General features: G+C 61.2%; 12 protein-coding genes. 4 read left to right on the top strand and 8 right to left on the bottom strand.

Going from position 1 to position 11,800, the window contains the following annotated elements:
* Position 1 precedes the first annotated feature (1 nt).
* From GYH29_RS05690 to GYH29_RS05665, 6 genes are all read right to left on the bottom strand, one after another.
* The gene (locus GYH29_RS05690; protein ID WP_161523345.1) at positions 2-1,216 is read right to left on the bottom strand and encodes a M23 family metallopeptidase; all 1,215 of its coding nucleotides are present in this window, start codon (positions 1,214-1,216) and stop codon (positions 2-4) included.
* 341 nt (positions 1,217-1,557) lie between these two features.
* Complete coding sequence (locus GYH29_RS05685; protein ID WP_161523344.1) at positions 1,558-1,905, bottom strand: RidA family protein; 348 nt, start codon at positions 1,903-1,905, stop codon at positions 1,558-1,560.
* Positions 1,906-1,962: 57 nt separating this feature from the next.
* Positions 1,963-3,108 (bottom strand): trans-sulfuration enzyme family protein, encoded by a 1,146-nt coding sequence (locus GYH29_RS05680; RefSeq protein WP_161523343.1) that lies wholly within the window; start codon positions 3,106-3,108, stop codon positions 1,963-1,965.
* 56 nt (positions 3,109-3,164) lie between these two features.
* On the bottom strand, positions 3,165-4,541 hold the full coding sequence (locus tag GYH29_RS05675; protein WP_043591822.1) for a pyridoxal-phosphate dependent enzyme: 1,377 nt from the start codon (positions 4,539-4,541) through the stop codon (positions 3,165-3,167).
* 80 nt (positions 4,542-4,621) lie between these two features.
* Positions 4,622-5,458, bottom strand: coding sequence for a class I SAM-dependent methyltransferase (locus GYH29_RS05670; RefSeq protein WP_043592034.1), 837 nt, complete (start codon positions 5,456-5,458; stop codon positions 4,622-4,624).
* A gap of 186 nt (positions 5,459-5,644) precedes the next feature.
* Positions 5,645-6,826 (bottom strand): DesA family fatty acid desaturase, encoded by a 1,182-nt coding sequence (locus GYH29_RS05665; RefSeq protein WP_019103977.1) that lies wholly within the window; start codon positions 6,824-6,826, stop codon positions 5,645-5,647.
* Between the two features lie 222 nt (positions 6,827-7,048).
* Between GYH29_RS05665 and GYH29_RS05660 the strand changes: the two genes are divergently transcribed.
* A complete protein-coding gene (locus GYH29_RS05660; RefSeq protein WP_161523342.1) occupies positions 7,049-8,653 on the top strand; it encodes a YdgA family protein in 1,605 nt (534 codons plus the stop codon).
* A gap of 80 nt (positions 8,654-8,733) precedes the next feature.
* Here the strand turns inward: GYH29_RS05660 and bfr are convergent, their stop codons facing one another.
* The gene (bfr, locus tag GYH29_RS05655) at positions 8,734-9,207 is read right to left on the bottom strand and encodes a bacterioferritin (protein WP_019103979.1); all 474 of its coding nucleotides are present in this window, start codon (positions 9,205-9,207) and stop codon (positions 8,734-8,736) included.
* Positions 9,208-9,371: 164 nt separating this feature from the next.
* Positions 9,372-9,572 carry a bacterioferritin-associated ferredoxin gene (locus GYH29_RS25130; RefSeq protein ID WP_019103980.1) on the bottom strand — a complete coding sequence of 67 codons (201 nt, stop codon included), beginning with the start codon at positions 9,570-9,572 and terminating at the stop codon, positions 9,372-9,374.
* Positions 9,573-9,679: 107 nt separating this feature from the next.
* Between GYH29_RS25130 and GYH29_RS05645 the strand changes: the two genes are divergently transcribed.
* Genes GYH29_RS05645 through mnmA form a run of 3 tightly spaced genes read left to right on the top strand, consistent with a single transcriptional unit; the run spans position 9,680 to position 11,785 of the window.
* Complete coding sequence (locus GYH29_RS05645) at positions 9,680-10,132, top strand: NUDIX hydrolase (protein WP_161523341.1); 453 nt, start codon at positions 9,680-9,682, stop codon at positions 10,130-10,132.
* Positions 10,133-10,163: 31 nt separating this feature from the next.
* On the top strand, positions 10,164-10,712 hold the full coding sequence (locus GYH29_RS05640) for a hypothetical protein (protein ID WP_232060522.1): 549 nt from the start codon (positions 10,164-10,166) through the stop codon (positions 10,710-10,712).
* Positions 10,709-11,785: a tRNA 2-thiouridine(34) synthase MnmA gene (mnmA, locus tag GYH29_RS05635; protein ID WP_043591825.1), complete on the top strand. Its 1,077-nt coding sequence runs from the start codon at positions 10,709-10,711 to the stop codon at positions 11,783-11,785. Before GYH29_RS05640 ends, mnmA begins: the two co-directional genes overlap by 4 nt.
* The last annotated feature ends 15 nt before the right edge of the window (positions 11,786-11,800 follow it).

Here is an 11,800-nt window from a genome sequence, read left to right as displayed (position 1 = left end):
CTCACCAGGGCCGGCTGGCCGACGCGCACAGCGGCACCACCGGTCCGTTGCTTCCTGTGTCGAGGAAGCCGTCGCTGATCCAATCGCCTCCGCGGGTGCGGTTCCACACATCGGTGCGGCCCCATACGCCCTCCACCGCTTCGGCGCGCACATGGCACTGCAAAGCGACGCTCTCTCCACGATTGACCGTGCCGGTGACGCCGGCGCTCAGGCTAGGCGCACTACGCAGATTCACCCTCCCCTCGCCCTGCGCCGGCGTCGCCACTCCACTGGCGCCCGCGGGCGCGCCGCCGCCGTAGTTGTTCAGCAGGCCGCCTACATTGACCCGCGTCCCGTTGCGCAAAGCGTACCCTTGGTAAGCGCGGTTGCCGGCGAAGAACTGCCAGCCGCCGAACAGCTTACCGTTCACCGGCTCGGCCCGGCCCTGATACAACAAGGAAAAATGCACATGCGGGCCGGTGGTGCTGCCGCCGCAAGGCAGGCCATTGCCGATGGTGCCCAGATAAGCGCCCGGATTGACCCGCGTCCCGTCCGCCAGCGTGTTCAGATTGATCATATGGTAGTAAGTGGACGAGAAGCCGTTGTCGTGCACCAGCTTGACTAAGCCGCTGCCGCCGCGCACGCAGCTCTTGTAGATCACCCCGGCCTGCGGCGCCAACACCCTGCCGTCGCCGCCGGCGAAGTCGATGGAATCGTAAGGCTGGCTTTCCCCGCTATAGCCGTGCGGGCCGCCGGTCATGCGCCAGGCCGCGCCCTGCCGCCACGGCAGGCCCAGACCGGTGGCGTTGGGCGCGAACGGCAAGCCCGGCCTGGCCGACTGGCTGCCCCAGGCGCGGCGCTCGTCCGCGTTGAGCCAATCGGCCGGCGCCAGGCTCAGCATCGCGGCGAAGCCCGGGCTGCCTTCCAGTTCCAGCGTCCAGCCCTGCGCGTCGCGGCGCGCCAGGAACAGCCTGGACACCGGCACATGATCCATCGCCGCGATCGTGGTCATCGTCGGCAGCGGCTGGGTCACCGATCCCAGCACCCAGCCGCCATCGGCGCTGTCGCGGTTGACCTCCACCAGCATGTCCAGCATCTCCCCCTTGGCCAGCGGCAACATGGGCTGCAAGGCCTTGACCGCCGCCTGGCGCAATAAGGGGTCCGGCTGCTTCGATTCCGCCTGCGCGCCGCCGGCCAAGCTTGCCAATACCGCCATCATTAGAGCTGCTTGTTTCATTTTGGGCTCCATTCCTGGTTGGGAAAAACCAAAGCGACGCAATGCCAATGACATTACGCCGCGAACCATAGGGTTATAGAAAGACCCGTTCTTATTTCCTGCTGGCCTTTGGCCCAGCAGACAGCCTACAAAAATCAATAAAAAAGCCCACGTCGCATGACGTGGGCGGTGGCGGCGGCAAGGGCCTCTTAGAACCTGTTTACGATCTGCTGCGCGTCGGCGGGATGGATAGAAAGGGTCATGAAATCGGCCTCGAAATGCTCATCTAACGCGCGTACATTCCGCTTTGTCAGCCGCTTTCGCCTTGTCTCGCCTTAGCTCGCGAGATCGTAAACACGTTCTTAGCGTGCGGCCACCAGCTTGATTTCCACTTTCCAGGCCGGATTGGCCAGCTTGGCTTCCACCGTGGCGCGCGCAGGCACGCTTCCAGCCGGCACCCAGGCGTCCCAGGCGGCGTTCATCGCGTCGTAGTCGGCGAGATTGGCCAGGAAGATGGTGACGTCAACAATCTTGCTCTTGTCTGAATCCAGTTCCTTCAGCAGCGCGTCGATCTGCTTCAGCACGTTCTCGGTTTGCGCCTTGGCGTCGGCTTCGGTGTTTTCCGGCACCTGACCAGCCAGGAAGATCAGGCCGTTGGTGACCACGGCTTCTGCCAGACGCGCGCCCTGCTTGTGACGATAAATGCTCATGCGGATTCCCCTTGAGTGAGTCGGAACAAGACGAAGATTCTAACCCGGCCGCGCCGGCTATTGCCATGCCTGGCGCAAGTCCTCGATCAGCGCCGCCTCGCCCTCGATGCCCACCGACAAGCGGATCAGATTATCGGCAATGCCCAGCTCGCGCCGACGTTCAAGCGGAATCGACGCATGCGTCATCGCCGCCGGCAGGCACACCAGGCTCTCCACTCCGCCCAGGCTTTCCGCCAGCGTGAACAACTTCAAACGCGCCAGCACCCGCCGCGTTTCTTCGGCGTCGCCTTTCAAATAGAAAGACACCACGCCGCCGAAACCCTGCATCTGCCTGCGCGCCAGCTCATGTTGCGGATGGCTGGCCAGGCCCGGATACAATACCCGCTCCACCTGCGGCTGGGCTTCCAGCCAGCGCGCCACCGCCAGCGCGTTGCTGTTGTGGCGCTCCACCCGCAAGGCCAGCGTGCGCAAGCCGCGCAACACCAAGAAACTGGCGAACGGGTCCAGCACCGCGCCGACGGCGTTGTGCAGGAAAGCCAGCCGCTCGGCCAGCTCAGGCCGCCGCCGGCTCACCACCGCCGCGCCGGCGATCACGTCGGAGTGACCGTTCAGATATTTAGTGGCGGAATGGACGACGATGTCGAAACCGAAAGCCAGCGGCCGTTGCACCACCGGCGAGGCGAAGGTGTTATCCGCCACCGTGATCAGCCCGTGCCGCCGTCCCAACTCGGCCACCGCCGCCAAATCCACCAGCTGGTTCAGCGGATTGGACGGGGTTTCCACCCAAATCATGCGGGTGTTCGGTCGGATCGCCGCCTGCAAGGCCTCTAAGTCCTCCGACGCCACATAGCTAATCTCCAGCTGAGCGCTTTGCTTGCGCACCTGCTCGAACAACCGATAAGTACCGCCGTACAGATCGTTGACCGCGATCAGGTGGCTGCCCGCCGGCAGCAGCTCCAGCACCGTGGCGATGGCCGCCAGGCCGGAGGGAAAGGCGTAGCCGCGCACGCCGTCTTCCAGCTCCGCCAAAGCGCGCTCCAAGGCTTCGCGCGTCGGGTTCTGCGAACGTGAATACTCGTAGCCGCTGTGTTCGCCCGGCGCGTACTGCCGGTAAGTGGAGGTGGCGTAGATGGGCGGAATCACCGCGCCGAAGGCGTCCTGATGCAGTCCGGCGGTGATGGATAAAGTGTTGAAATCGGTCATGGCGTTTACTTTCAATACGGATGGCCGGTCCCGTTCGGACCGGCGCTTAATTAGGACTAAACGGAGCGCGAGCGCGGCTGACGGCGCCAGAAAGCCAGCAGGTCGGCCTGAGTGATCAGGCCCAGATAGCGCTCGCCGTCCACCATCAAGGCAACGTGGCCGTCGTTGAAAATATGCAGCAGATCCTGCAAAGAAGCCCGCGGCGACAGGGTGCGCACCTCGCTGGTCATCGCGCTGCGCACGTTCTGACGGAAGTTTTCCGGCTCGCCGTGCACTGACAGCAGCAAATCCCACTCGTCCAGAATGCCGACCACCTTGTCGTCGGCCAGCACCGGCAACTGCGACACATCGTGCAGGCGCATGCGTTGATACACCACGTTCAAGGGCTCGTCCGGGTGGCAGGAAACGGTGCTGCCGTCGGCATGGCGGCGCACGATCAAGTCGGTCAGATCGCCCAGCCGCGGCAGCTCCACCAAGCCGTTGTCCACCAGCCAATCGTCGTTGTACATCTTGGACAGATACTTGTTGCCGCTGTCGCACACCAGCGTCACCACCCGCTTGGGCTCGGTTTGGGCGCGGCAATAACGCAAGGCCGCCGCCAGCAGCGCTCCGGACGAGGATCCGGCCAGAATGCCCTCCTGGCTCAGCAAAAGGCGGGCGCTGTCGAAGCTTTCCTGATCGCTGATGCGATAAGCGCGCTTGACCAGGCTGAAATCGGTTTGCGGCGGGATGAAGTCCTCGCCTATCCCTTCGATCAGCCAGCTGCCGGCCTCGCCGTGCCGCCCGGTTTCAACATGGTCGGCCAATACCGAGCCCACCGGATCCGCCAGCACCAGTTCCACCTGCGGCGCCTCGCGGCTGAAAAAGCGCGTCAGGCCAGTCAGCGTGCCGCTGGAGCCCACGCCCACCACCACCGCGTCCAGCTCGTGGCGCATCTGTTCCCAGATCTCCGGACCGGTGCCGGTTTCATGCGCCAGCGGATTGGCCGGGTTGTTGAACTGGTCGATGTAATAAGCGTCCGGCGTTTCCTTGGCGATACGCGCGGCCAAGTCCTGGTAATACTCCGGATGCCCCTTGCCCACGTCGGACCGGGTCAGCACCACTTCCGCGCCCAAGGCCTGCAGATGCAGAATCTTCTCTCGGCTCATCTTGTCCGGCACCACCAGCACCAGCCGATAGCCTTTTTGCGAAGCCACCAGCGCCAACCCCAAACCGGTGTTGCCGGCGGTGGCCTCGACAATGGTTCCGCCCGGTTTCAGCTTGCCTTCGCGCTCGGCCGCGGCAATCATCGACAACGCCACCCGGTCCTTGATCGAACCGCCCGGATTGTGGCTTTCCAGTTTCAAATACAGCTCGCACAGGCCGGTGTCCAGATGCGCCACCTTTACCAGCGGCGTATTGCCGATCAAGGACAAAACGGATTGGTCTTGCATATTGAAATCTCCTAGCTACCGCATATAAATATTATTTTTAAAAACTTGTAGTTATATAGAGAGTAAAAAAAACCGCCGCTTCACACCACGGCGGTGGCTTGCAGAAAACTATAGAAAAACACCAGTTCCGGATTGCTGCGCAATTGGCGCAGTTCCCGCGTCATCGCCGCCACCAGCGCGGCGTCCACTCGTCCGGCCTCGATCAGTTGATCCGCGGCCGACAACAACAGCTCAGTCCAATAGTCCAGCACTTGCTGTCGGCGGTGCGGGTCGCGGCTGTCCAGATGCCAGGTCTTGACCTGGGTTTCGACATGGCGGAAACCCAGCCGCAGCAGCATATTGCCCAGCTTGGCGCCAACGAAGGGATCCCCTCCTACCGCCAGTTGATGATCATTGAAAGCCAGCCAGTATTGCTGCAGATGGGAGGAATAAGGCGACAGGAAGAAAGAGGCGTTCATCGCCTCGGTGGCGTAGAGCCGAGCGCCAGGCTTCAAGACTCTACGCACCTCGGCCAACACCCGCTCCGGCGACAATACATGCTCCAGCACCCAGCACAGGAAGGCGGCGTCGAAGCTGGCCGGCTGGAAGTCCAAATCCTCGGCATCCATATGCAGCAGCCGAGCACGGTCCTGCCATGGGCTGCCTTGCAGACGCTGGCGGGCCACAGCCAACTGACGCTGGCTGAAGTCGACGCCGGTCACCTCCAGATCAGGATAGCGCCGCAGCAGAATCTCGGTCTGCGCACCGACGCCGCACCCTACTTCCAGCAATTGGCCGACGCCGGAGAAATCGATGTCCCGGTACACGACGGATTCTGAGAAGCGCGCCTGGCGCACCAAACGCGCCTGCTCGGTAGCGGAAAAACCATGAATATAGGGCAGCTCGCTCGCCCCGTCGGTCAGTTGCAGTGTAGCCATGTCCATCTCGCATAGTTGCATCAAGATGGCCCATTATATTTCCAAATATTATTACAAATATAAATTTTATTTCTCATTTTTATATAAAAAACAAATCTAATTGGCATGCAAAAAGCATAGTTGCCAACCCGCGCGGACGCAAAAAAACCCGCAGCACGCTGCGGGTTTTTATCGAATCAAACCGGCTTAAACCATTGCGGCCTGCCGCAAGCTTATCGAGAAACGCTGCAAGGCGGCGATGCCCGAAGCCTCGGCGCGGGTGCACCAGTCCTGCAGCTCCTTGAGCAGCTGTTCGCGGCTCAGCGTGGAGCGCTCCCACAAGCGGGTCAGCTCCTGACGCATCGAATACACCGTGGCCAGCACCTGGCTGTGTTCCATCAAAGCGGCCAACTGCATGCGCTCGGTTTCCGGCGTGTCCTTGGCGTCCTGCTTCAACCACACTTTCATCTTGCGGCTCAGCTTGCTGCCGGAAAAGTCCGGCAGATTGATCTTGTCCAACTCGCTGCGATACACCTCCTTCAACTCACGCGCGTAACGGGAAGCGATGGCGTAGCGGTTGGAAATGATGGCCTGCAAATGTTCAAGATCCAATTGCGGACGCGAAGCGTCCTCGGCCAAGCGCGGCGCCACTTTGCGCACCTTGGCCAGACCCAGGATTTCCAGAATGCGGATATACATCCAGCCGATGTCGAACTCGTACCATTTATACGACAGCTTGGCCGAGGTGCCGAAGGTATGGTGGTTGTTGTGCAGCTCTTCGCCGCCCACCAGAATGCCCCAGGGGAAGATATTGGTGGACGCGTCCTCGTTCTCGAAGTTGCGGTAGCCCCAGAAGTGGCCAATGCCGTTGATGACGCCGGCCGCCCAGAACGGGATCCAGATCATCTGCACCGCCCAGATCGTCAGCCCAATAGGCCCGAACAACACCAGATTGATCAGCAGCATCAGCACGATGCCCTTGGCGCTGTGACGAGTGTAGACATTGCGTTCCAGCCAATCGTCCGGGGTGCCGTGGCCGAACTTGTCCATGATGGCCTGATCCTTGCAGGCGCCGCGGTACAGTTCCGCGCCCTCCCACAATACCTTCTTGATGCCCAAGACCTGCGGGCTGTGCGGGTCATCCGCAGTCTCGCACTTGGCGTGATGCTTGCGATGGATGGCGGCCCACTGTTTGGTGACCATGCCGGTGGTCAGCCACAACCAGAAGCGGAAGAAGTGACTGGGAATGGGGTGCAAATCGAGCGCGCGGTGCGCTTGGTGACGATGCAGAAAGATGGTGACCGCTGCGATGGTGACGTGGGTCAGCGCCAAAGCGACCACGATATAGCCCCACCAGGGGAGGTCAAGCACGCCGTTTATCCAATTCATGTACTAATCGCGCCTCGTAAATCAAACTAGAAGAAAGACTCTATTCTATACAAGCGGTCCGCCAATGTCAGACCGTTTTGCGTTTTCGCCGATTATCCATCCGCCGCAAACGCGAGTTTGGACCCCGCCAGCACCCTTGGGTTCACTCGCCGGCAGTAACGCAAGCGGCGGACGATGGTGTACCATAGGGTCTCATTCCATCCTAGTTAAGAAAAAGCGCTAGTGTTGCCAAATCGTCGTCTGATCATTGCCGGCGCCACCCTCGGTGGCCTGTTCGTTCTGTATGGAGGCGCAACCCTGTGGGCCGGCGTCAAGGCGGAGCAGACCTTGCAGGAACAGCACAAGATGCTGGCCGACCTGCCGCTGTTCAAAGTCAAATCCCACAGCTACCAACGCGGTTGGTTCTCCTCCACGGAAACCACAGAACTGGTGTTCAACCGCCACTTGTCCGGCCCGTATGAAAACATGCTGCCCGACAATGTGAAGCCCTTGTTGAACGCCACCATCAAGTTCACCAACCACGTCAAGCACGGCCCCCTTCCCGGCATCGGCGATTTCGACTTCCGGCCCGGCCGTGCGCTGGTGCGCACGGAGTTCGCGATGAGCGACTCCACCCGCAAGACGCTGGCCAGCTTCTTCGGCGACAAGGAACCCATCACCATCTTCAACCGTCTGGGCTTCGGCGGCGGCGGCGAACTGGACGTCAAGGTTCCGGCCTTCGACTATGAGGAAGCGCTGTCCGGCGTGAAGATGAAATGGAAGGGCTTTGACCTGAAGCTCGACTACGCCAACGGCTACAAGGAATACAAGACCGAGGCGCTGTCGCCCGGCTTCCTGCTGGAAGCCGCCAGCAAGGGAACCGTCGCCTTCGACGGCGTGCGCTACGTTTCCGACATCCGCCCGGGCAGCACCGGCGTCAAGCTGGGCACCAGCGAGCTGACCGTGGGCAATGTCCGGCTCAACTCGCGCGAAAGCGTGCCCTACAGCATCAAGCTCAATGAGCTGGTCTATCTGATGACCCGCGTGCGCGTCGGCGAATTCATCAACCCCTCCGGCGAATTCAAGCCGTCCGCGGTGACTCTGAAGGATTTCCGCTACCAGATCGTCACCAGCGAGCAGGACGACTACGTCAACACCCGCGGCAAGTTGAACTTTGCCGAGTTCAACTTCAACGACCACCGCTACGGTCCGATGCGCCTGGACATTTCGGCCAACCATCTGCACGGCCCGACGCTGGTCAAGCTGGACCAGGCCATCGGTCAGATCCCCTTCGAAGGCGTGGACCCGGCGCTGCTGCGCAAGCAATACATCGACACCATCAAGAAGAACGGGATTCCGCTGCTGCAGAACGACCCCAAACTGGTGATCAACGAGTTCTACCTGAAAATGCCCAACGGCGAAGCCAAGCTGGAAGGCAGCCTGGGCGTCAAGGGCCTGCAGCCGGCCGATCTCAACGACGCCGCGCAGTTCATCAGGCGCTTCGAAGTGGACGCCAAGCTCAGCCTGCCGCGCCAGACGCTGGAAGACCTAGTGATCGCCCAGGCGCGCACCCTGTTCACCGTCGACCAGAGCGCCGAAGACCAGCCCAATATGAAGGAAGTGGAAGACCTGGCCAAGAACCTGCTGGACAGCCAGTTGGCGCAGTGGAAGAGCGAACAGTACCTCGTGGAGGACAAAGGCCAGCTCAACACCGAACTCAATTACGGCGGCGGCGTGCTGACCATCAATAAAAAGAAAGTGGCCCTGCCTTGGGAGGAAGCCGAGGTGGAACCCCCACGTGACGCCTCCCAGCCCAGCACCGACAAGAATACGGACAAAAAGAAATAAGGCGGCGGACGCCATATGCAAAAAGGGCTGTCTTACGACAGCCCTTTTTCTTTCCCGACCCGGTCGAAACCTGGCCGCGTTTAATCGTCGTGCATCTGGCTTTGCAGGTAGTTCTGCAGTCCCACGCTTTCAATCAAGCCCAGCTGCGTCTCCAGCCAGTCCACATGCTCTTCCTCGCTCTCCAGAATGTCTTCCAGCAAGTCGCGGGTCACATAGTCCTTGGCGCTTTCACAGTAGGCAATGGCTTCGCGCAACACCGGCAGCGCGTCCATTTCCAGCTTCAAGTCGCATTCCAGCATTTCCTTCGGATTCTCGCCGATATGCAACTTGCCCAGATCCTGCAGATTCGGCAAACCTTCCAGAAACAGCACGCGCTCGATCAACGCGTCGGCATGCTTCATCTCATCGATGGACTCGTGGTATTCGTGCTCGTTCAGTTTCTTCAAACCCCAGTTCTTGTACATGCGGGCATGCAAAAAGTACTGGTTGATCGCGGTCAGTTCGTTCTTGAGGATCTGGTTCAGATACTTGATAACTTTTTTATCGCCTTGCATCGCGCTCTCCGGGAAGAAATGATTCTTCCATTATGACATAGCGCGCGCCAGTCTCAAGTTGTCAAAGCCAAAATAAGGGACTACGCCCCGCTTGATGCGGTGCGTGGGGGATTTGCAGTTCGCCCGGCCTTGGCCGAGACTAAGCAACAGGCGGGGGTCAGGAATTAAGCGGCGCTGCGCGCGGTCGAAGCCGGACCAAGCGCGTGGACAGCCTCCTTGCGAAGTTGGTTAGCCATGCAGGCGCATTTGCCGCAATCGGTCGCCACCCCAAGCTCGCGGCTCAGATCGCACATGCGGGTCGCGCCGTTGTGCACCGCTTCGCGGATTTGCTTGTCAGTTACGGCGTGGCAGAGGCAAACGTACATGGCAGTTCCGGTGGTGAATTAACTCGTGATTGAGTTAAAGTAATCGAGAATCGTTATCAAGAATATAGATTCAAACAAGAATCATTGTCAACAAGAAAGCGCAGACCATGACGCAGTGGAAACCAAATGCGACAGTTGCGGCAGTCATTGAGCTGGACGGGCGCTACCTGATGGTGGAGGAGCTGACCAGCGACGGCATCTGCTTCAACCAGCCCGCCGGCCATCTGGAATACGGCGAAACGCTGGAAGACGCGGTGAAGCGCGAAGTGCTGGAGGAAACCGGCTGGCACTTCCGGCCCTTGGGCCTGGTGGGCATTTACCTGGTGGACCGTCCCAACAGCGACATCACCTATCTGCGCTTCGCCTTCTACGGCCACCCCTTGCGCCGCGAGGACTATCCGCGGCTGGACGACGGCATCCTGTCCGCGCAATGGCTGAGCCACGAGGACATCGTCGCGCTGCGCGGCCAGCATCGCAGCCCAGTGGTGCAACAATGCCTGGACGACTACCGCGCCGGCAAGCGCCACCCCTTGTCGCTGATCCACCATCTGGGCCGTTAGCGGCCGCCTCAGCCCACCGCCCGGAGCCGGCATGTCCTTGAGATCATTGTCTTTCCTATTGGCTCTGCTGGCCGCCTTCCCATGGGCCGCGCAAGCCAGCGCCATCAATATCTGCTACCATTACGGCTGTTCCAGACATGCCTACGTAGACATCTCCGCCGAGGCCGACGCCTGGCTGGCCGCCCGCCTGTCCGCCGCCGACAGCCCGGAAACCGAACGTTCCGCCGTCAGCGACGCCGTCACCGCGCTTTACCACATCGCCGCGCGCACGCTGCCGATCTGGCAGGACAAGGGCGGCAATTTCCGCGACGGGCCCGCCGAAGGCCGCATGGACTGCGTGGACCACAGCAGCAACGTCACCACCTTCCTCACCTATCTGCAGGATCACGGCTGGCTGCAATACCACACGGTGGGCAAACCGGCCTGGCGCGCGCCGCGCCTGCTCGACCTGCATTACACCGCGGTGCTGCGCGACATGCTCTCCGGCCAGAACTGGGCGGTGGACAGCTGGTTCAAGGACTTTGGGCAAGCCCCGGTGGTGCTTGCCCTCGATATTTGGATGGAAGGATATTCCCCGTGACGGGTAAGAAAAGAATTGTCGTCGGCATGTCCGGCGGCGTGGACTCCTCGGTGACCGCCTCGCTGCTGAAGCAGCAGGGGCACGAGGTGATCGGCGTCTTCATGCAGAACTGGGAAGACGACAACGACGACGAGTACTGCTCGATCAAACAGGACGCGCTGGACGCGATGAGCGTGGCCGACATCGTCGGCATCGACATGGAAATCGTCAACTTCGCCAAGGAGTACAAGGACCGCGTGTTCTCCTACTTCTTGAAGGAGTACTCCGCCGGCCGCACGCCCAATCCCGACGTGCTGTGCAACGCCGAAATCAAGTTCAAGGCCTTCCTCGACTACGCGATGGAACTGGGCGCCGACTGCATCGCCACCGGCCACTACGCGCGCAAGCTGGAACAGGACGGCACCCACTACCTGATGAAGGCGGTGGACCACACCAAGGATCAGAGCTACTTCCTGTACCGGCTGCAGCAACATCAGCTGGCCAAGGCCATTTTCCCGCTAGGCGACATCCGCAAGACCGAGGTGCGCAAGCTGGCCGAGGAAGCCGGCCTGCCCACCGCGGCCAAGAAGGACTCCACCGGCATCTGCTTCATCGGCGAGCGGCCGTTCCGCGAGTTCCTGCAACGCTATCTGCCCACCAAGCCCGGCGAGATGATCCTGCCGGACGGCAAGGTGGTGGGCGAGCACATCGGTCTGATGTATTACACCCTGGGCCAGCGCAAGGGGCTGAACATAGGCGGCGCGCGCGACGGCACCGGTGAACCATGGTTCGTCGCCGGCAAGGACATTCCCGGCAACAAGCTGATCGTGGTGCAAGGCCATGACCACCCGCTGCTGCTGAAGCCCGCCTTGGCGATGGCTGACCTGAGCTGGACGCTGCCGGCGCCGCCGGCGGCAGGCGAATACGCCGCCAAGAACCGCTACCGCATGGCCGACGCCAACTGCAATCTATCCGCCATCGTCGACGGCCAGGCCACGTTGACCTTCCGCGACAAGCAATGGGCGGTCACCCCCGGCCAGTCCGCGGTGCTGTACGACGGCGACGTCTGCTTGGGCGGCGGCATCATCCAGTAAGCCTCCCGCATGTCC

The sequence above is a fragment of the Chromobacterium haemolyticum genome (assembly GCF_009936155.1).
Classification (GTDB): Bacteria; Pseudomonadota; Gammaproteobacteria; order Burkholderiales; family Chromobacteriaceae; genus Chromobacterium; species Chromobacterium haemolyticum.
The sequence above is the reverse complement of the archived record's forward strand: the minus strand, read 5'-3'. Positions and strand labels throughout refer to the sequence as shown.